Here is a 19,162-nt window from a genome sequence, read left to right on the forward strand (position 1 = left end):
AACGAACGTTCGGAATTCCGGAACGAGAGCGAGTTGTGTCATGGGCGTCGAAGGCAAAGAGCGGAACCGCGACTTGGATATGGGCGCGCAAGTCATCTCCGGGCAGATGGGCAAGACGATTCAGCGTCTGCGCAAGGCATACAACCTGTCCCTGTCGGAGCTGGCGGAGCAGTCGGGCGTTGCAAAATCGATCATCAGCCAGATCGAGCGCAATGAGACCAACCCCACCCTCGCCACCATCTGGCGCTTGAGCCAGGCGCTCGACGTCTCCATCGAGCGGGTGCTCGCCAGCGGGGACGAGGAGCCCTTCATCGAGAAGTCCTCGAAGGCCGACACGCCGATCCTCGTCTCGGACGACGGCAAGATGCGCCTCGCCATCGTGGGCTGGATCAAGACCATCGAGTGGCTGCAATGGTACGACGTGCAGTCCGATCCGGGCGGCGAGCTCGATTCCGATGGCCACCAGCGCGGCTCGGTAGAATGTCTTTCGGTTCTCGAAGGCGAGTTCGAAGTTCAGGTCGGCGACGTCACCCAACAGGCAAAGGCCGGGGAAACCCTGCGCTATCGCTGCGACCGGCGGCACATCGTTCGCTGTATCGGCGACACGCCCGGCCGCGCCACGATGGTCTGCATCCTCAAAGCCGCCGTGATGGACTAAAGCGGGGCGTTCAGCCTGAGTGCAAAAGCACCGCCTCTTCAGATTTCGAGAGGCGGCAACTTCCTGACCATCGTCCCTTCCCGAGTCGTGAAAAGCTGCCTGCGCTCCGGCTTGAGCGGCAGGAAAGCGTCGGGATTTTCCTCGATACGGTCCAATGCCGCGACCGGATCGTCCACGGGCAGGTCGGGCATCGATTTCAGGCTCCGGGGCAAGTCGTAGCGCCACCACTGCACCCGCTTGAAACGCTCGATCAAGGCCTCGTCGAACCGATATTTGACGACACGCCCCGGATTGCCGACGACGACCGCATAATCGGGCACATCCTTCGCCACGACAGCCCCCGCCCCGATGATCGCGCCGTTGCCGATCTTGACCCCGGGAATGACGATCACGTCCGTCCCCATCCAGACATCGTGTCCGATCTCTGTGCGCTTGGGATAACCTTCGAACGTCCGGGGCGGCGTGCCTTCGACGAAGCGGTTGAAGATGTTGACATGGGTGAATGGGTGGGACGACAGCCATTGCGTGGGGTGGGCGCTGCCGAAAAGCCGTATATTGGGCCCGATGGAGCAGAAACGCCCCAGCGTGACGGAATGAAGCTCGGTCCCGGGAGCGATGTAGGAATAAGCGCCGATCTCCACCTGCGTGGCATGAACACGCTCGTGAATCTTGGCGGGATATTCCCAGATCAGGCTCTCCGAGAAGGAGCCGCCCATGTCCAGGCCATTGTCCAGCAACAATTGCCGCGTCGAGGTTTTATTCTGGTTGGTCCCGGTCATCTGAATCAGAATGCGTAAGTGTTATTCAGTATCGTTACCACCTCACGCATTCCAGGGAAAGTTTTAAGCGGAAATCAGGGCTTCTTGGCGCTCGCCCGCGGTGCGAGCGAGAGAAGGTATTCCGCCATCGCCTCGCGATCCGCCTCTGAAAGCTGCGCTGTGTTGCGGATCACGGGAGACATCGCGCCGCCGACCGTGTCGTAGTTGGGCGTCTCGCCCGTCTTGAACAGGGTGGACAGTTCCTCCCTGCTCCACCCGCCGATCCCCGTCGGATCGGGCGTGATGTTGGGAACTGTGCCACGGCCGCCTTCGGGATCGGGACCGCCCGCGAACCGCCGGTCTTCGACGATCCCCCCCATGAAATTGCGCTCGCTATGGCACTCGGCGCAATGGCCGGGGCCGTTGACGAGATAAGCGCCGCGATTCCAGGCCGCCGACTTCGTCGCGTCCGGCTGGAACGGCTTTCCGTCGAGAAAGGCGAGCTTCCAGAGCCCCAATCCCCGCCGGATGTTGAATGGGAACGGCAATTCATGTGCTGGGGCACGTCCCTCAACAGGGGGAAGGGTGCCCATAAACGCGAAGAGATCCGCAAGATCGGCAGCACTCATGCGCTGGTACGACGTGTAGGGAAAAGCCGGATAGTAGTGCCGTCCGTCCGGCGCCACGCCCTCGCGCATGGCGCGGATGAAATCGGCCCTGCTCCAGGAGCCGATGCCGTCTTTCTTGTCGGGCGAGATGTTGGGAACGTGAAAGGTTCCGAACGGCGAGGTAAGCGCGTGTCCACCACCGAGGCGCGTCTTGTCGTTCTGATTGGGAACGGCGTGGCAGGAGGAGCAGCCGCCTGCGAAGAACAGCGCGTGACCGTTCTCGATGTTCGGCGAATAGCCGGCAGCAAGGACATCGCCCGCCCGGTCGCCCCCGCGCACGACCGCCCAGGCGGTGGGCGATGTGAGCGCGAAAAATCCGGCGACGCCGATGAGAGCCAGGATCAGCAAGGCTGCCAGCGTTTTTCTCATGCCCACACTCTCATGAATTGAAGCGGGCGGCCTGGAAGCCGCCCGTGAATGCTACGCTCAGCCCTTGCGGAACGTCTTGTGGCAGGTGCCGCAGTTCTGCAGAACCTTCGGGAACTCGGTCTTGAAGGTCGCCTCGTCCTTGATCGATGCAAGGGCGGTCTGCGCATCCTTCTCGAACTGGGAGAAGTTGGAGTCGAACGCGGCCTTGTTTTCCCACACGGTGGGCAGGGCATCAGACTTCTCTGCCTTGGATGAATCGGGGAACAGGCCGGGAGCCTGCTTCGCGACCGTGGAGAACGTCTCGAGGGCGGCCTTTGCCTGCCCGAGATCGAAAGGAGCCTGCCCCTTCAGCATGGCCGAGGCGGTGCGGACCTGAGAACCCAGTTGCTTCATGAGACCCTGACGCTGTTCGACCGGATTGCTCTGGGCAATCGCGGCGGAAACGCCAAGAACGACAAGACCGGCGACAAGAAGGCTACGCTTCATGGATACGATTTCCCCTTTGTGAAGGCCTGCGGGATTTGCCCCCCGCTACAAACCTGGGCCGCATCTTACACACTGCGCTCGGTCTGGCAGCCACCTGAAGGAACACATCTGTGTGACCAGCGCCGGCCCTATCGTTCGACAGGCCCGCCGGACATGACCCAATCCCTGAAGCCGCCCTTGTAATGCTCGTGAAGATCGAGCCCGAAAGCTTGTGCAAAACCAAGCGCGTGAAGGGAACGCACGCCCGCCGCGCAGGAAAACACGATCCGCCTGCCCGTCGGCAGGGCCGAGGGGTCGAAGGCGGAGAGCGGATTCGAGATCGCGCCGGGGATGTGCCCTGCGGCGTATTCGTTGGGTTCGCGTACATCGACAAGCAGAATGGAGCCGTCCTGCAGGCCCTGCCAGACGGTGTCGCGGTCGAGGTCGACGACGGCGCGTGATTCGCTCATGAATTCCTCCGGTTGCGGCGGACCATACCGACGCATCCCGGGGAATCGCAACAGATCAAGCTTGCAGCGCGGGAATACGCAGAACCCAGCCCGGCTGAATCATGTCAGGGTTCTTCACGGGCGGTGAATTGGCCTTCACGATCTCCGTGTACTTTGCGCCCTGCCCTTTGCCGTAGTGTTTTTCGGCAATGCCCCAAAGCGTGTCGCCCTTGACGACGGTGTACATGGTCGCCTCGGCAGCCGGCTTTTGAACCTGCAGGCCCGCCGTATCGACCTCGGCGACGCCAAAGGTGTTGCCGAGGGACAGGATGATCTTCTCGGCCTCTTCCTGTGTCATGGCCTGGCCGGAGAGCTTCACCTTTTCGCCGTCGACCTGGATGTTGAGCTTCGTCGCGTCGAAGCCATGCTGTTGAACCTCTTTCTGAAGGTTCTCGGCGGTGGCGGCAGTGGCGCTTCCGCCGAACAGCTTGGCGCCTGCATCCTTGATGAACTTGAACAGACCCATGATCGCCTCTCCTTCTGTCAGGCCCGACTGGCAAAGCCGTCAAGCTCGAAGGAGAGACGTCTGGAGGGTGCGAGAGGTTCCCGTTCCTAAAGGCTGATGCCGCCCTAGCCGATGGATGAGAAAATATCCGCCAGCGAAGGCAGCCGATCCTTCAATCGCAGGAGCGCGATGAGTTCGATCTGCACGACCGCCGTGTCGAATTCCTGTTGTTCATCGTGGTCGAGCCGCGTTTCGAAAGCGGAGAGGATCTCGCCCTTCGAGCGCCCCTTCACGGCCATGATGAAGGGAAAACCGAACTTCTGGCGATAGGCGTCGTTCAGGGCGAGGAACCGGTTCCGCTCCTCCTCGGTGAGGCTGTCGAGCCCGGCGGAAGCCTGCTCGTGCTGCGAATCCTCGGTGAGCTCGGCGAGCTTCAAGCGCCCGGCGAGATCGGGATGCACGCGGATGAGGGAGAGCTTCTGCTCCCGGCTTGCATCGGAAAGCACATGAACCATCGAAGCATGGAGCCCCTCCGCCGTGTCCTGCGCGGACGTCAATCCGGCATCATGGGCGCGCGCGGCGATCCAGGCCGAATGCTCGAAGACATCGCCGAAAGCCTCGACGAAAAGAGCCTTCGCCATCGTGCTCGGCTTGAGACCCATGGGCCTGTGGCTCTTGATCCAGTGGCGAGCAATGTCGATGCGCTTGGCCACCCACACGTCGTCATGGGAGGCGACGTAATCGAGGAAGCGGGCGAGCGCCGCCGCGCGTCCAGGGCGACCGACGAGACGGCAATGCAGACCGACCGAGAGCATCTTCGGAGCCGTCGCGCCCTCGGCATAAAGCGTGTCGAAGCTGTCCTTGAGATAGGCGAAGAACTGGTCACCCGAGTTGAACCCTTGAGGCGTGCCGAAACGCATGTCGTTGGCATCGAGCGTATAGGGCACGATCAGTTGCGGGCCCTTCGGGCCTTCGATCCAGTAAGGCAACTCGTCCGCGTAAGAATCGGCGCAGTAGAGAAAACCGCCCTCCTCCATCACCAGCCGGACCGTGTGCTCGGACGTGCGGCCCGTGTACCAGCCGAGAGGCCGCTCGCCCGTCACCTCGGTGTGGATGCGGATCGCTTCCTTCAGATGCGCCCGCTCCTCCTCGGCGGAGAAATCCTTGTAATCGATCCATTTGAGGCCGTGGCTCGCGATTTCCCACTCCGCCTCCTTCATGGCGGCGACGGTTTCCGGGTTGCGCGCGAGCGCCGTCGCGACGCCGTAGACCGTCACGGGCATGGAGCGCTCCGTAAACATGCGCCACAGCCGCCAGAAGCCGACGCGGGAGCCGTATTCGTAGATCGACTCCATGCTCATATGCCGCTGCCCCAGCCAGGGCGCGGCACCGACCATCTCGGAGAGAAAAGCCTCGGAGGCCCTGTCGCCGTGGAGGATGTTGTTCTCGCCGCCCTCTTCGTAATTGATGACGAACTGCACGCAGATGCGGGCCTTGTTCGGCCAATGCGGATGCGGCGGATTACGGCCGTAGCCGATGAGGTCGCGAGGATAAGAGGTGTCGGCCATACTCAACTGCCACGATAGGTGGAATAGCTCCAGGGGGAGACGAGGAGCGGAACGTGATAATGCCCGTCCGGCTCGGCGATGGAGAAACGGATCGGGACCACATCGAGAAACGGCGGATCGGAGAGAGGCGCGCCAAAAGAGCGGAAATACTCTCCGACATGGAAGAGCAGCTCGAAAGTCCCGGTCCGGAACGTGGCGCCGGTCATGAGCGGAGCATCCGTGCGGCCGTCGGCATTCGTCATCTCGGTCGCGACCGGGTGCCTCTTGTCGCCCTCGAGCGCGAAAAGCTCGATCCGGACGCCTTTCGCCGGCCTACCGTTGCTCGTGTCGAGAATATGCGTGGACAATCGGCCCATGTGATTTCCCTGGAATGAGGACAGGGAATCTCTTCTTGTGCCCTCGGAAGGTCAAGACTGTCGTAACAGCAGGGCCACCGGAGCCGGCCACGCCCCAATCTCCCTGTTGAAAAAGCGGTTCAGGGGCTCTTTCAGAACACAGCCCGCCATCCTAGGCTGGCTTTTTCACCCGCCGATGCAGAGTTCATGATCGACCCTCAAATCTCCGAATGGATCAGCCAGATCGCGCGCTGGATTCATGTCATTACAGCAATCGCCTGGATCGGCTCGTCCTTCTACTTCATTCACCTCGACCTCAGCCTGAAAAAGCGGGAGGGCCTGCCGGAAGGCGTCGGCGGTGAAGCCTGGCAGGTCCACGGCGGCGGCTTTTACAACATGCGCAAGTATCTCGTTGCACCGCCGGAGTTGCCCAAGGACCTCACCTGGTTCAAGTGGGAAAGCTACAGCACCTGGATTTCCGGGTTCTTCCTGCTGGTCTGGGTCTATTACCTGCAGGCCGACCTCTACACGATCAACCCCGAAATCCTGGCGCTGCAGCCCTGGCAGGCTTCTGCCATCGGCATCGGCGGGCTCATCGTGAGCTGGTTTATCTATAGCGGCCTCTGCCGCTCGCCGCTCGGCAAGAACGATGTCGCGCTCGGAGTGGTGCTGTTCCTCTATATCCTGCTCGCGGCCTATGCGTTCACGCATGTTTTCAGCGCCCGCGCCGCCTTCCTCCACACCGGAGCGATGATCGCCACGTGGATGTCGGCAAGCGTTTTTCGCGTCATCATCCCCAACCAGAAGAAGGTGGTCGCATCCCTTCTGGCGGGGCAAACGCCTGACCCTGCCTTGGGCAAGCAGGCCAAGCAGCGTTCGACCCACAACAATTATCTGACACTGCCCGTCATCTTCCTGATGCTGTCGAACCACTATCCGCTGGCGTGGTCCTCGAAATATGCCGTGGGCATCATCGGCCTCATCGTCATCGCGGGCGCGGTCATCCGCCATTTCTTCAACTCGCAGCATGCGGGCAAGGGCTCGCCCTGGTGGACCTGGGGGGTCGCAGCGGCGAGCATCGTGCTCGCGATCTGGCTGTCCATCATCGGCAAACCCGGCGCGGCGAACATGGCGGACGCCCAGAAGGACGTGACGCCTGCCACTATGGCGGCTGCGTTCGACGATGCCGTGCTCGCCATCCAATCACGCTGCTCCATGTGCCATGCAGGCGAGCCCGTGTGGGATGGCATACCCGTGGCGCCGAAGGGCATTCACCTCGACACGCCGGAGGCCATCGCACGGCATGCCGGCGCCATACGCGTTCAAAGCGTGCTGACGCATGCCATGCCGCCGAACAACATCACCGAAATGACGCTCGACGAGCGCAAGGCGGTGGCGACCTGGCTGGCGCAGCGCGATACCATAGCGCGCTAATACAAGGCCCCCGGCCCTCCCTTCGGCAAGCCTGCCGGCGGAGTGCCGGGATTCGCGCAAAGCAACTTAGTAAACAGGAGTTTTTGATGCCCGATCTCGATCTCAAGACGGCTCAAACCATTGTCGACGCCGCGCTCAAGACGGCCCGTGATAAGGGGTTCAAACCTCTTTCGGTTGCGGTTTACGATGCGCGCGGGGCCATTCGCGCTCTCGCCTCGGAAGATGGCACGAGCCTCAAGCGGGCGGAAATCGCGATGGGCAAGGCCTATGGCGCGCTGGCGCTCGGCGTCGGCTCCCGCGCTATCCACAAGATGGCTGTGGATCGTCCCTTCTTTGTCGCTGCCGCCACGCACGCGGTCGGAGGACAGCTGGTTCCGGTTCCGGGGGGCGTGCTGATCAAGGACGCCGCTGGCGCAATTCTCGGCGCCGTCGGCATTTCAGGCGACACTTCGGACAATGACGAGCTGGCAGCGGCATCAGGGATCGAGGCGGCGGGCCTCGTCTTCGACGCTGGGGCTTGACGCGAAATAAAATTTCGCGTTCATCAATGCCTAATTCACGAGCACCTCTAGACAGGAGGTCGCAAGTGAACAACTAATGATACTAGGTCACGCTTTCTCAAGCTTTTCCTAAAATCAGCCTGACAAACCTTCCAAAATCAGGGACGAGTCAAAATGTCATCATGGTTCAAAACTTTGGCCCTCGCGTCCGTCGCGACCGCGGCTCTCATGGGCTCCGCGTTCGCGGAGGTCGTCTATAACCGCGCCAATTCCGGCGAGCCGGAGACGCTCGACACGCACAAGACCTCGACCGTTCAGGAAGCCCACATCCTGCGCGACCTGCTCGAAGGTCTCGTGACTTACAACGCCAAGGGCGAAGCCATTCCCGGTCAGGCCGAGAAGTGGGACATCAGCGCCGACGGCAAGACCTACACCTTCAAGCTCCGCGACGGCATCAAGTGGTCGAACGGCGACCCGGTGAAGGCCTCGGACTTCGTGTTCTCCTACCGCCGCATCATGGACCCGGCGACCGGCGCGAAGTACGCGAACATCCTCTACCCGATCGTTAACGCGGAGAAGATCAACAAGGGTCAGGGCAAGGTTGAGGATCTCGGCGTCAAGGCAATCGATGACAAGACCCTCGAGATCAAGCTGGAAGCGGCTACCCCGTATTTCATCGAGCTGCTGACGCACCAAACCAGCCTTCCGGTTCATCCGGGCTCGGTCGAGAAGTTCGGCAAGGACTTCGTGAAGCCGGGCAATCTGGTGTCGAACGGCGCGTTCAAGCTTGCCGAGTTCGTGCCCAACTCGCACATCAAGCTCGTCAAGAACGACACCTATTACGGTGCGAAGGACGTCAAGCTCGACACCGTCATGTATTATCCGACCCCGGATTTCGCCGCGATGGTGCGCCGCTATGAGGCCGGCCAGCTCGACACCACCGACGATATCCCGGCCGATCAGACCAAGGCCCTGAAGGAAAAGTTCAAGGATCAGGTCAAGCTCGGTCCGTATCTCGGAACCTGGTATCTGGTAATCAACTCGTCCAAGGCGCCCTTCAATGACGTGCGCGTCCGCCAGGCCCTCTCGATGGGTGTGGACCGCGAGTTCATCGCTGAGCAGATCTGGGGCCAGACCATGCAGCCTGGCTATTCGTTCATGCCGCCGGGACTGGGCAATTATGGCGAGCCCGCCTATGTGGAGTGGAAGGACGCCTCGCCGATCGATCGCGAGGAGAAGGCCAAGGCCCTTCTCAAGGAAGCCGGCTTCGGCCCGGGCAAGCCGCTCAAGGTCGAAATCCGCTACAACACCACCGACAACAACCGCAATACGGTTGTGGCCGTGGCCGAGCAGTGGAAGCAGATCGGCGTCGAGACGTCGTTCATCAACACCGACGGCAAGACACACTTCGCGCATCTGCGTGACGGCGGCGACTTCGACGTGGCCCGCTACGGCTGGATCGCCGACTATTCCGATCCGAACGTCTTCCTCTTCCTGCTGAAGAGCGACAACAAGGGCTTCAACTACGGCAAGTACAACAACCCGGAGTATGACGCTCTTCTGAATCAGGCCGCTTCCGAACTCGACCTGAAAAAGCGCGCTGACCTCATGAAGAAGGCCGAGACCATCACCATGAAGGACATGCCCTGGATCCCGGTCATGTACTACGGCAAGAGCAACCTGATCTCGCCGAAGATCCACGGCTACGTCCACAACACCCGTGGCGTCTATCCGTCGCGCTTCCTGTCCAAGGACCAATAAGCTTTAAGCAATGGGGTGGCTCGTGCGAGCGAGCCACCCTTTTTTGTTTTTTGCTGTCCTGAGCATGGAGGCCTTCGCGTGCTCTCGTACATCTTGCGCCGATTGTTGTCGGCTATCCCTACGCTTTTGCTGATCGTTACGATCGCATTTTTCCTCATTCGCCTTGCGCCGGGCGGCCCGTTCGATCTCGAACGCCCCCTCGAAGCGAAGGTGATGGAAAACCTCAACAAGATCTATCAGCTCGATAAGCCGCTGATCGAGCAATACTGGCTGTATCTGAGCGCCGTCGTGCGTGGCGATTTCGGCCCTTCGTTCATTCTGCGCGACTTCACCGTGGGGGAACTGTTCGCCCGCGGCCTGCCCGTTTCCATGACCCTCGGCGGTCTGGCTCTGTCGTTCGCCATTCTGGTCGGCGGCACGCTCGGCGCAGTCGCGGCCCTGCGCCAGAACAGCCTCATCGATTATGTCGTGACCGGCATGGGGGCCCTCGGCCTCACGATCCCGAACTTCGTCGTCGCACCGGTCTTGCAGATCGTACTCGGCCTGGCTCTCGCCTGGCTCCCTATCGCCGGCTGGAACGGCGGAGCACCTCTCAATCTCGTCATGCCTGTAATCGTGCTGGCGCTGCCGCAAATCGCGGTGGTTGCGCGCATGACGCGCGCGGCGATGATCGAGAACCTGCGCTCCAACCACATTCGCACCCTGCGCTCTCTCGGCCTGCCGTCCCTGACGATCGTCGTCCACGCGCTTCGCGGCGCGGCCCTGCCGGTAATCTCGTATCTCGGCCCTGCGGCAGCGGCGCTTCTGACGGGTTCGGTGGTGGTGGAAACCATCTTCGGGCTTCCCGGCATCGGCCGCTACTTCGTCGAGGGCGCGCTCAACCGCGACTATACCCTCGTCATGGGCACGGTCGTCGTCGTTGCCGTGTTCGTTCTCTTGTTCAACCTCGTGGTCGATATCCTCTACGCGATCATCGATCCGCGCATCCGCTACGATTGAGGTTTGTGTCATGGTTGAAGGCGCTGTACTTCCCGCCGAGGTTTTGAAAGATCCTGTCGTCGGCCGCTCCCTGTGGGCGGAAGCGCGTGGGCGCCTCGTCCGCAACCGGGCCGCGATCACCAGCATCATCGTGCTGGGATTCATCGCGCTTGCTTGCATATTCGGCCCGTTATTGACCGGCCACCCCTTCGACAAGGTCTATCCTGACTACGTCAAGGTGCCCGCGAGCCTGGAGGCCTATCCAAAGGCGGATCAGATCGAGCCCAATGTGGAGCGCGTCGCCTCGCGCGTTCGCGCCAAGGCCGAGAACATCGCCGTCGAAGGCGACAAGATCCGCGTGACGCTCGTGGGGCAGCGCCCCATCGACGAGCGCCTCCTCGCCTACTTTGAACGCTCCGACCTTTTCGGGGCGGCAAAGGTCACTGAGCGCGCCGACGAAGGCCGCCGCATGGTCGTGGATGTCCCGATCAAGCGGAACTATTTCTTCTTCGGCACCGACACCAATGGGCGCGATCTTCTCACCCGCACTATGAAGGCGGGTCAGGTGTCCCTCGCCATCGGCCTTCTCGCGACCTTCGTCGCCATCGTCATCGGTGTGATCTACGGCGCGACCTCCGGCTATCTCGGTGGGCGGGCAGATCTCATCATGATGCGCGCGGTGGACGTTCTCTACTCGTTGCCGTTCATCTTCTTCGTCATCATGCTGGTGGTGTTCTTCGGGCGTAACTTCGTCCTGATGTTCATCGCGGTCGGTGCGGTGGAATGGCTCGACATGGCCCGCATCGTGCGCGGCCAGACGCTCTCCATCAAACGTCAGGAATATGTGCAGGCGGCGGAAGCGCTCGGCGTCGAAACCAAGGGCATCATCCGTCGTCACGTCATTCCCAACACGCTCGGCCCCGTGGTCGTCTACATGACGCTGCTCGTGCCGAAGGTCATCCTGCTGGAAAGCTTCCTGTCGTTCCTCGGCCTTGGCGTGCAGGAGCCGAACACAAGTCTCGGCGTGCTGATCTCCGAAGGCGCCAAGAACATTCAGGGCGCCACCTGGATGCTCCTCTATCCCTCCATCACGCTGGTCACGATTTTGTTCTGCCTGAACTTCATCGGCGATGGCCTGCGCGACGCTCTCGATCCGAAGGACCGCTGAGATGACGGAACCCGTTCTTGCCATCCGCGGCCTTCAGGTCCGCTTCCGTACCGGCGACGGCATTCTGCAGGCTGTGAAGGGTGTCGATATCGACATCAATGCTGGGGAAACCGTCGCCATCGTCGGCGAATCCGGCTCTGGCAAAAGCCAGACCATGATGTCCGTGATGGGGCTTCTCGCCTCGAACGGCTGGGCCGAAGGCTCGGTGAAGTATCGCGGCCAGGAGCTCGTCGGCCTCTCGCCCGAGAAGCTCAACAACTATCGCGGCTCCAAGCTCACCATGATCTTCCAGGAGCCGATGACCTCCCTCGATCCGCTCTACCGGATCGGTGATCAGCTCGCCCTGCCGCTCACCACCCACGGCGGTCTGAGCAAGACGAAGGCGCGCGAGCGCGCCATCGAGCTTCTGGAACTCGTGCGCATTCCCGATCCGAAGCGGCGCATCGACTCCTATCCGCATGAATTGTCCGGCGGACAGCGCCAGCGCGTGATGATCGCGATGGCGCTCGCCAACAATCCGGACGTGCTCATCGCCGACGAACCGACCACCGCGCTCGACGTGACGGTGCAGGCGCGCATTCTGGAGCTTCTCAGCGATCTCCAGAAGCGTCTCGGCATGTCCATCGTCTTCATCACCCACGACCTTGGCGTGGTGCGCCGCTTCGCGACACGTACCTACGTCATGAAGAGCGGCCAGGTGGTTGAAAGTGGCGAGACCTCCGCGCTCTTCGCCTCGCCGAAGCATCCCTACACGAAGATGCTGATCGACGCTGAGCCGCGCGGGCGGAAGGAGCCTGCTCCCGCAGGCGCGCCGATGGTCCTCGACGCCAAGAACATCGAGGTGAATTTTGCCACCAAGAGCGGATGGTTCGGCAAGACAAGCCATGTGCTGCGCGCCGTCGACAATGTGAGCCTGTCCGTGCGGGCGGGCGAGACCATCGGTGTCGTCGGTGAATCGGGCTCGGGCAAATCGACCCTCGGCCGCGCCGTCCTGCGTCTCCTGCCCGCCAGCGGCACGGTGCGTTTCGAGGATCGGGCGCTCATGCCCCTCGACCGTGCGGGCATGCGCCCCCTGCGGCGGCACCTGCAGCTGGTGTTCCAGGACCCGTTTGGTTCGCTCTCCCCCCGCATGACGGCAGGCGAGATCGTGACGGAGGGCCTTCTCGTTCACGAGCCGCGCATGAGCCGCAAGGAGCGCGACCGCCGCGCCGCGCAGGCCTTCGAGGAAGTGCGTCTGGAACCCGCCTGGCGCAACCGCTTCCCGCACGAGTTCTCGGGCGGCCAGCGCCAACGCATCGCCATTGCCCGTGCGATGATCCTGCATCCGAAGCTCGTCGTGCTCGATGAGCCGACATCGGCACTCGACCGCTCGGTGCAGAAGGAGATCGTCGATCTCCTGCGCGACCTGCAGAAGACCCATGGCCTCGCCTATGTCTTCATCAGTCACGATCTGGCCGTGGTGCGCGCGCTCTCCGACGAGATCATGGTGATGAAGAGCGGTAAGGTGGTGGAGCGCGGCACCGCGCAGGACATCTTCGAGCGGCCCAAGGAAGATTACACCCGCGATCTCATCGCGGCGGCCTTCCTGAACCAGCAGGAGCCGGACGCTACGCCCCTCGCCTCCTGAGCGGAACTCCCTGCCATGACGCGGATTGACTCCGCATCATGGCAAAGCTCGCCGCCTATCGCGCCAAGCGCGACTTCACGAAGACATCCGAACCGCGCGGCGGAGCGTCGAACGTGCGCGGCGCATCCTACGTGGTGCAGAAGCACGACGCGACGCGCCTGCATTACGACTTTCGGCTCGAACTCGATGGTGCCCTGAAAAGTTGGGCCGTCGCCAAGGGCCCCTCCCTCGACCCCAACGACAAGCGCCTCGCCATCGAGGTGGAGGATCACCCGCTCGACTATGGCGGTTTCGAAGGCACGATCCCGGAAGGGCAATATGGCGCGGGCACCGTCATGCTGTGGGATCGCGGCACATGGCAACCCGATGGCGATCCACACAAGGGCCTTGCCAAGGGGCATTTGAGCTTCACGCTCAATGGCGACAAGCTGAAAGGCCATTGGCATCTTGTGCGCATGCACGGCAAGCCGCGTGAGCGGCAGGTCCCGTGGCTCCTCATCAAGGGCGACGACGAGTATGCCCGCGCGGAAAACACTCCCGATATTCTCGACGAAGAGCCGTCATCCGTCGCCACGGGCCTCTCCCTCGGCGAGATCGCGGCAGGCACGCGCCCGAAGCAAGCCCAACGCAAAACCCGAAAAGCTCCACGCGATCCGCCAGCGTCAAAGAAAAGGCACGCACGAAGTCATGCTGCCGATCCGATGCCGAACACCATCGAGCCGTGCCTTGCAACACTTGTCGCGAAAGTACCGTCAGGCTCAGGCTGGCTGCATGAGATCAAATGGGATGGCTATCGCCTCATCGCGGTTCTTGAAGACGGACGGGCAAAGCTCCTCACCCGCAACGGGCTGGACTGGACCGCACGCTTTCCGGGGATCGCCAAGGCCTTCGCGGATCTTCCCGTCGAGACGGCGATCATCGATGGCGAGGCCATCGTGGAGGACGAGCGGGGAGTCCCTGACTTCTCAGCTTTGCAGCAGGCGCTTTCAAACTCCAACAAGGGTGCTGCTGATGCCGCAATCTTCTATGCGTTTGACCTGCTTTATCTCGATGGCCGCGACGTGAGAGCACTCCCCCTCATCAAACGTAAGGAAGCTCTCGTGCGATGCCTTGCCGGTGCGGCGAGTAACAGCGTGCTGCGCTATAGCGAGCACATCGTCGCGCATGGCGAGGAGATGGCGAAGGAAGTATGCCGGCAAGGCCTTGAAGGCGTTGTCTCGAAGCACATGGACAAGCCCTATCGCTCAGGCCGCAATGCGGACTGGGTCAAGATCAAGTGCATCAAGGATCAGGAATTCGTCATCGCGGGCTTTGTACCCTCGACCGCCACCAAGAACGCCATCGGCGCGCTGGTGCTCGGCTATAATGACGAAGGTCAGTTGACTTACGCCGGGCGCACGGGGACGGGCTTCACCGCCGATCTCGCACGCACGCTCTTCACGCGCTTAAAGCCCCTCAAGACCACCTCCTCTCCTTTCACCGAAAAGCTCACAACCGCGCAGCGCCGTGGTGTCGTGTGGGTGAAGCCCGAGCTCGTCGGCCAGGTCGAGTTTCGCAGTTGGACGGCGGACAATCTCGTTCGGCAGGCAGCCTTCAAGGGATTGCGCGAAGACAGGAACGCGCGGGAGGTGACGCGCGAGATGCCCGCTTCACCACAGAAAAGGTCTGTCAGAGCCATGCCCAATGCCGCGACCGAAATTGCCGGCATCACTCTCACACATCCGGATCGCGTGTTGTGGGAGGATCAGGATCTCACGAAAGAAGAGCTGGCCGCCTATTATCTCGATATCGCCGATTGGATCTTGCCGCACATCGTGGAGCGGCCCTTGACCTTGGTGCGTTGCCCGACAGGCACACGCCAGACATGTTTCGTGCAGCGGCACGCCTGGGCCGGGATAGACGATGCGGTTCATCGCGCAAAGGTGCGCGATAAGGACAGCGAGGAGGAAGTGGTTTTCGTTCGGGATATCCGGGGCGTGATCGCCCTCGTTCAGGCGAGCGCCCTTGAGATCCACACATGGGGCGCAACGCTCGCGAAGCTGGAACGTCCCGACCGCCTGACCTTCGATTTCGATCCCGGCGAACATGTGGAATGGCCGCTTATGATCGAAGCCGCACGCACCATGCGCGAGCGCCTGAGACTGCTCGGTCTCGAGAGCTTTCTCAAACTCACCGGCGGCAAGGGGCTTCATGTGGTCGTGCCGCTCACACCCAAGGCCGGCTGGGAAAACACTTCCGCCTTCGCGCGCGCGATGGCCCGCACCATGTCGGCGGACGAGCCGGAGCGCTACACTGCCTCATCCGTGAAGAAGGAGCGCGACGGCAGGATCTTCATCGACTATTTGCGCAACAATCGCAGTGCGACGGCGATAGCTCCCTACTCTCCCCGCGCACGCACGGGCGCTCCGGTGGCAACGCCCATCGCCTGGGACGAGCTGACGCCGCGCATGAAACCGAATGCCTTCAGCATCGCGACTTTGCCCAAGCGCCTCAAAGCGTTGCACCAGGACCCTTGGGCGCAGATCGGCAAGGTCGAGCAGACATTGCCGGATCTGAAGCGGCCTAGATGAAGGGCGCTTTCAACCCCTCGACTTCAAACGCCTCCTGCACTGCCGGGCGCGCCAGGACGCGGTCAGCGAGGCGTTGCAGGTTGGGAAGCTCTCTCGGCGGGCGCGGCATGGCGCGGCCCCAGCGGATCAGCATGAGCAGGAAAAGATCGGCGACGGAAAAACGCTCGCCCAGAAGCCACGTCCTGTCTTCGAGCTGATTGGAAATCACATCGAACATCCCGGTGAGGCGCTCGCCGGCCTTGCGCTTCACACTCTCGACGGCGGCTTCATCGGTGGTGTGCTCATGCGGATAGAACCAGGCGCGATATTCGGCCTGCGGCGTGTTCGTGAGGTGGATCATCCACTTGTAGAACTCCGCCCGTTCCGGCGTGCCGGGGGCGGGCGCAAGTCCGGCCTCCGGGAACTTGTCGCACAGGTGAAGCGCGATCGCCGCCGTCTCGTAAAGAACGAGATCGCCATCCACCAAAACGGGAATGCGCCCGTTCGGATTGAGCTTCAGATATTCGGGACTCTTCTGCGCGCGGTTGGGCTGATCGACGAACCGCATCTCGAAAGACGCGTTCGCCTCCCGCAAGATCATGTGCGGCAACAGGCTGGCGTTCCCGGGATAGTAATAAAGCGCAATCATCGGCTCCCCCTTTGTTCTTTGCCTCTTGGTACGCCCCTGGCCGCCCGCCGTAAAGCGCAGCGTCACAGTTTGCCGCAGGCCCATGAAGCTCTATTGTCTCTGTAGAGACTGGGAGGAAAGCCGACATGTCCGACACGCAGGCCCTCATCAAGAAGTTTCGGGTCAAGCCGGGCGAGCGCGTCAAGCTGCGCGACGAGGACGCGGGGCAAGAGTCGATCTTTCCCGACAAGGACATCGCAAAAGCGGCGACCGATGTTTTTGCGAAGGACATCAACAAGCTTCAGGACCGTCTCTACGCGGAGAACAAGCGCGCCCTGCTGGTCGTCCTGCAAGGCACCGACACGGCGGGCAAGGACGGCACCATCACCTCCGTCTTCCGCGAGACGAGCCCGCTCGGTGTTTCGGTCACGGCCTTCAGGCAGCCGAGCGAAGAGGAACTCGCTCACGACTTTCTCTGGCGGGTCCACAAGGCCCTCCCCCGTCGTGGCATGATCGGCATTCTCAACCGCTCGCATTATGAGGATGTGCTCGTCGTGAAGGTGCATCACCTCGTGCCGAAGGATGTGATCGAGCAGCGCTATGAGCAGATCAACGCGTTCGAGAAGATGCTGACGGAGAACGGCACCGTCATCCTGAAATTCATGCTGCACATTTCCAAGGGCGAGCAGAAGCAGCGCCTCCAGGATCGTGTCGACGACCCCAACAAGCGATGGAAATTCAACCCCGGCGACCTGAAGGACCGCGAGCATTGGGACGAGTTCCAGGACGCCTACGAGACCATGCTGCACCGCTGCTCGACGCCCTGGGCTCCCTGGCACGTCATTCCCGCCGACAAGAAATGGGTTCGCGACGCCATCGTCGGCTCCATCGTCAAGGAAACATTGGAGGAGATGAATCCCTCCTATCCCGAAGTTTCGTGGAAGAAGAGCGACTTCAAGATTTCTTGAAGCGCGCGTGCAGTCCGGTCTATGTGTCGCCTGATGGCACGAACGGGCGACCCGCGATGACGAACACCGCCGAAATCCTGAAGCTCTTCGACACGCACGTTCGCGGCTGGACGGGCGAGATCACGGCCGATTTCAGGTTCGAGAAAGACGGACCCGTCGTGCGCATGGTGGGGAACAGCCTGGAGGCTCACAGCAACGCCGTCCTCCTCACGGATCTTAACTCCTCCAATGCCGAGGCCATCATTGCGCGCGAGATCGCCTTTTTCGGCGCGCAAGGCCGCTCGTTCGAGTGGAAGCACTATAGCCACGACACACCTGCCGAACTGCCGGACCTGCTGACGAAGGCCGGCTTTCTGCCTGAGGCGCAGGAGGTCTTCGTGGCCTTCGACACCGAACAGAAGATCGAAAGCCCGGCCCTTCCTGCGGAGGTTGAGATCCGGGCCCTGACCGATGCGGCGAGCATTCAGAACGCCATCACATGGGTCAATGTCGCCGTATATGGCGATGCTGCTTATGCGGCGTGGCTTGCGAACACCATCGCCGCCGAGAAGCAGGCCAACCCGGACGGGCTGAGCCTTTATGCCGCCTACGCCGATGAGGAGCCCGTCAGCATCGCGTGGATGCGCCACCAGCGCGGCGATCTTTTCGGAGGGCTCTTCGGCGGCTCCACCGTCGAAGGCTGGCGCGGCAAGGGCATCTACTCCACCCTCGTCGCCATGCGGGCCGCCGAGGCGAAGGAACGCGGCGGTCGATGGCTCACCGTCGATTGCAGCCCCATGAGCCTGCCCATTCTGGAGCGGCGGGGGTTCCAGCGCCTGAGCGTCATCACGCCCTTTATCTGGGCCCCTCCGAAAGAATCGTAACAATACGAAGCGAAGCAGACTTGCCGGAACGACGGCGGCGGACAACATTAGAGGTATGAAGAACATACTCGTCCCCGTCGAAGACCACGGCGTTGTCGAGCAAGCGCTCGAGACCGCGCTTCTCCTTGCCCGCACCTTCGGCAGCTATATCGAAGGCATGGCCGTCTCCTCGGAATATCCCGTCGTCCTGCCGGTCGATATCGCCATCGGAGTCCCCTCCCCCTACACGCCCGAGAGCCGGGCGGACATCGCCAAGGCATGCCGCGAGCGGTTCGAGGGCCTCATGCTCTCGAAAGGCATCGCCCGTGCGGCACAGGGCGTCCCCGGGCCTTCCTTCGGCTGGCGGCAGGATGGGCTCATGGACGATGCCGATATCGGCTCCTATGGCCGCGTATTCGACATCACCGTGCTCGGGCGTCCGGACGGGTCCGACGGTCAAACGCGACTGGCGACAGTGGAGGCGGCTCTTTTCGAGACGGGCCGTCCCGTCCTGATCGCGCCGCCACAGGCTCCCCGCACGTTCGACCAGACGGCAGTGATCGCCTGGAACCGCAGCACGGAAACGGCGCGCGCTGTGTCGGCCTCCATGCCCCTTCTCACCAGGGCGCAGCGTGTGGTCGTGCTGGAACTCGAAGGATGGGGAACCAGCGGCCCTTCGGGCGGGGAATTGTCTCGCGCCTTGCGCAACCACGGCATCAATGCGGAAGCCGTCACCGCCGCCGATCCGCAGAACAAGCCCGGCGAGACGATCCTCACGGAAGCCGCCGCGCTGGGATGCGATCTCCTCATCAAGGGGGCCTACACCCAAAGCCGCCTCAGGCAGATGTTCTTCGGCGGCGCGACAAGCCACATCCTGGCGAACACGACCATTCCCGTGCTCATGGCGCACTAGGATCCAAGAGCGTCTGTCA

The 19,162-nt window shown here is 62.1% G+C and carries 19 protein-coding genes; 11 read left to right on the forward strand and 8 right to left on the reverse strand.

Annotation, left to right across the window (positions count from 1 at the left end; all coding sequences use genetic code 11):
- Window positions 1-40: 40 nt before the first annotated feature.
- Window positions 41-658: a helix-turn-helix domain-containing protein gene (locus DQW91_RS04930; protein ID WP_112662495.1), complete on the forward strand. Its 618-nt coding sequence runs from the start codon at window positions 41-43 to the stop codon at window positions 656-658.
- A gap of 38 nt (window positions 659-696) precedes the next feature.
- On the opposite strand, the gene DQW91_RS17200 is transcribed toward DQW91_RS04930, so the two are convergent.
- The 7 genes from DQW91_RS17200 to uraH all read right to left on the reverse strand — a co-directional run bounded on the left by DQW91_RS17200 (window position 697) and on the right by uraH (window position 5,796).
- Window positions 697-1,437: a CatB-related O-acetyltransferase gene (locus DQW91_RS17200; protein WP_112662496.1), complete on the reverse strand. Its 741-nt coding sequence runs from the start codon at window positions 1,435-1,437 to the stop codon at window positions 697-699.
- Window positions 1,438-1,511: 74 nt separating this feature from the next.
- Window positions 1,512-2,453: a c-type cytochrome gene (locus DQW91_RS04940; protein ID WP_112662497.1), complete on the reverse strand. Its 942-nt coding sequence runs from the start codon at window positions 2,451-2,453 to the stop codon at window positions 1,512-1,514.
- A gap of 57 nt (window positions 2,454-2,510) precedes the next feature.
- Window positions 2,511-2,939, reverse strand: a complete 429-nt coding sequence (locus tag DQW91_RS04945) for a c-type cytochrome (protein ID WP_112662498.1) — start codon at window positions 2,937-2,939, stop codon at window positions 2,511-2,513.
- A 128-nt stretch (window positions 2,940-3,067) separates the two neighbouring features.
- Window positions 3,068-3,388 carry a rhodanese-like domain-containing protein gene (locus DQW91_RS04950; RefSeq protein ID WP_112662499.1) on the reverse strand — a complete coding sequence of 107 codons (321 nt, stop codon included), beginning with the start codon at window positions 3,386-3,388 and terminating at the stop codon, window positions 3,068-3,070.
- Between the two features lie 55 nt (window positions 3,389-3,443).
- Window positions 3,444-3,893 carry a peptidoglycan-binding protein LysM gene (lysM, locus tag DQW91_RS04955; RefSeq protein WP_112662500.1) on the reverse strand — a complete coding sequence of 150 codons (450 nt, stop codon included), beginning with the start codon at window positions 3,891-3,893 and terminating at the stop codon, window positions 3,444-3,446.
- A 104-nt stretch (window positions 3,894-3,997) separates the two neighbouring features.
- Window positions 3,998-5,440, reverse strand: coding sequence for an allantoinase PuuE (gene puuE / locus DQW91_RS04960; RefSeq protein WP_112662501.1), 1,443 nt, complete (start codon window positions 5,438-5,440; stop codon window positions 3,998-4,000).
- A gap of 2 nt (window positions 5,441-5,442) precedes the next feature.
- Window positions 5,443-5,796 (reverse strand): hydroxyisourate hydrolase, encoded by a 354-nt coding sequence (gene uraH, locus DQW91_RS04965; protein WP_112662502.1) that lies wholly within the window; start codon window positions 5,794-5,796, stop codon window positions 5,443-5,445.
- A gap of 186 nt (window positions 5,797-5,982) precedes the next feature.
- Between uraH and DQW91_RS04970 the strand changes: the two genes are divergently transcribed.
- The 7 genes from DQW91_RS04970 to ligD all read left to right on the forward strand — a co-directional run bounded on the left by DQW91_RS04970 (window position 5,983) and on the right by ligD (window position 15,813).
- On the forward strand, window positions 5,983-7,209 hold the full coding sequence (locus tag DQW91_RS04970; RefSeq protein WP_112662503.1) for a urate hydroxylase PuuD: 1,227 nt from the start codon (window positions 5,983-5,985) through the stop codon (window positions 7,207-7,209).
- Window positions 7,210-7,295: 86 nt separating this feature from the next.
- Entirely contained in the window at window positions 7,296-7,730 is a 435-nt protein-coding gene (locus DQW91_RS04975; protein WP_112662504.1) for a GlcG/HbpS family heme-binding protein, read from the forward strand.
- A 153-nt stretch (window positions 7,731-7,883) separates the two neighbouring features.
- Window positions 7,884-9,470, forward strand: a complete 1,587-nt coding sequence (locus tag DQW91_RS04980; RefSeq protein WP_112662505.1) for a peptide ABC transporter substrate-binding protein — start codon at window positions 7,884-7,886, stop codon at window positions 9,468-9,470.
- A gap of 78 nt (window positions 9,471-9,548) precedes the next feature.
- Entirely contained in the window at window positions 9,549-10,469 is a 921-nt protein-coding gene (locus tag DQW91_RS04985; RefSeq protein WP_112662506.1) for an ABC transporter permease subunit, read from the forward strand.
- Between the two features lie 10 nt (window positions 10,470-10,479).
- Entirely contained in the window at window positions 10,480-11,616 is a 1,137-nt protein-coding gene (locus DQW91_RS04990; RefSeq protein WP_112662507.1) for an ABC transporter permease subunit, read from the forward strand.
- A 1-nt stretch (window position 11,617) separates the two neighbouring features.
- The gene (locus DQW91_RS04995; protein WP_112662508.1) at window positions 11,618-13,243 is read left to right on the forward strand and encodes an ABC transporter ATP-binding protein; all 1,626 of its coding nucleotides are present in this window, start codon (window positions 11,618-11,620) and stop codon (window positions 13,241-13,243) included.
- 38 nt (window positions 13,244-13,281) lie between these two features.
- Entirely contained in the window at window positions 13,282-15,813 is a 2,532-nt protein-coding gene (gene ligD / locus DQW91_RS05000; protein WP_112662509.1) for a DNA ligase D, read from the forward strand.
- Here ligD and DQW91_RS05005 read toward each other — a convergent pair.
- Window positions 15,806-16,441: a glutathione S-transferase family protein gene (locus DQW91_RS05005; RefSeq protein WP_112662510.1), complete on the reverse strand. Its 636-nt coding sequence runs from the start codon at window positions 16,439-16,441 to the stop codon at window positions 15,806-15,808. The two genes, ligD and DQW91_RS05005, sit on opposite strands and share 8 nt — an antisense overlap.
- A 125-nt stretch (window positions 16,442-16,566) precedes the next feature.
- On the opposite strand from DQW91_RS05005, the gene DQW91_RS05010 reads away from it, so the two are divergent.
- From DQW91_RS05010 to DQW91_RS05020, 3 genes are read left to right on the forward strand one after another with little or no spacing between them, the layout of a single operon-like run.
- Window positions 16,567-17,388: a polyphosphate kinase 2 family protein gene (locus tag DQW91_RS05010; protein ID WP_112662511.1), complete on the forward strand. Its 822-nt coding sequence runs from the start codon at window positions 16,567-16,569 to the stop codon at window positions 17,386-17,388.
- 56 nt (window positions 17,389-17,444) lie between these two features.
- Complete coding sequence (locus DQW91_RS05015) at window positions 17,445-18,251, forward strand: GNAT family N-acetyltransferase (protein WP_112662512.1); 807 nt, start codon at window positions 17,445-17,447, stop codon at window positions 18,249-18,251.
- Between the two features lie 55 nt (window positions 18,252-18,306).
- Window positions 18,307-19,143: a universal stress protein gene (locus tag DQW91_RS05020; RefSeq protein ID WP_112662513.1), complete on the forward strand. Its 837-nt coding sequence runs from the start codon at window positions 18,307-18,309 to the stop codon at window positions 19,141-19,143.
- The last annotated feature ends 19 nt before the right edge of the window (window positions 19,144-19,162 follow it).

The organism is Microvirga flavescens, from assembly GCF_003290125.1.
GTDB lineage: Bacteria > Pseudomonadota > Alphaproteobacteria > Rhizobiales > Beijerinckiaceae > Microvirga > Microvirga flavescens.

Bases quoted from the DNA above. Each gene is read 5' to 3' on its own strand.
- DQW91_RS04990 (WP_112662507.1), top strand. From the start codon at position 10,480: ATGGTTGAAGGCGCTGTACTTCCCGCCGAGGTTTTGAAAGATCCTGTC.
- DQW91_RS05005 (WP_112662510.1), bottom strand. From the start codon at position 16,441: ATGATTGCGCTTTATTACTATCCCGGGAACGCCAGCCTGTTGCCGCAC.
- DQW91_RS17200 (WP_112662496.1), bottom strand. From the start codon at position 1,437: ATGACCGGGACCAACCAGAATAAAACCTCGACGCGGCAATTGTTGCTG.
- DQW91_RS05020 (WP_112662513.1), top strand. From the start codon at position 18,307: ATGAAGAACATACTCGTCCCCGTCGAAGACCACGGCGTTGTCGAGCAA.
- lysM (WP_112662500.1), bottom strand. From the start codon at position 3,893: ATGGGTCTGTTCAAGTTCATCAAGGATGCAGGCGCCAAGCTGTTCGGC.
- DQW91_RS04940 (WP_112662497.1), bottom strand. From the start codon at position 2,453: ATGAGAAAAACGCTGGCAGCCTTGCTGATCCTGGCTCTCATCGGCGTC.
- DQW91_RS04970 (WP_112662503.1), top strand. From the start codon at position 5,983: ATGATCGACCCTCAAATCTCCGAATGGATCAGCCAGATCGCGCGCTGG.
- DQW91_RS04950 (WP_112662499.1), bottom strand. From the start codon at position 3,388: ATGAGCGAATCACGCGCCGTCGTCGACCTCGACCGCGACACCGTCTGG.
- puuE (WP_112662501.1), bottom strand. From the start codon at position 5,440: ATGGCCGACACCTCTTATCCTCGCGACCTCATCGGCTACGGCCGTAAT.
- uraH (WP_112662502.1), bottom strand. From the start codon at position 5,796: ATGGGCCGATTGTCCACGCATATTCTCGACACGAGCAACGGTAGGCCG.
- DQW91_RS04975 (WP_112662504.1), top strand. From the start codon at position 7,296: ATGCCCGATCTCGATCTCAAGACGGCTCAAACCATTGTCGACGCCGCG.
- DQW91_RS04980 (WP_112662505.1), top strand. From the start codon at position 7,884: ATGTCATCATGGTTCAAAACTTTGGCCCTCGCGTCCGTCGCGACCGCG.
- DQW91_RS05010 (WP_112662511.1), top strand. From the start codon at position 16,567: ATGTCCGACACGCAGGCCCTCATCAAGAAGTTTCGGGTCAAGCCGGGC.
- DQW91_RS05015 (WP_112662512.1), top strand. From the start codon at position 17,445: ATGACGAACACCGCCGAAATCCTGAAGCTCTTCGACACGCACGTTCGC.
- ligD (WP_112662509.1), top strand. From the start codon at position 13,282: ATGGCAAAGCTCGCCGCCTATCGCGCCAAGCGCGACTTCACGAAGACA.
- DQW91_RS04930 (WP_112662495.1), top strand. From the start codon at position 41: ATGGGCGTCGAAGGCAAAGAGCGGAACCGCGACTTGGATATGGGCGCG.
- DQW91_RS04945 (WP_112662498.1), bottom strand. From the start codon at position 2,939: ATGAAGCGTAGCCTTCTTGTCGCCGGTCTTGTCGTTCTTGGCGTTTCC.
- DQW91_RS04995 (WP_112662508.1), top strand. From the start codon at position 11,618: ATGACGGAACCCGTTCTTGCCATCCGCGGCCTTCAGGTCCGCTTCCGT.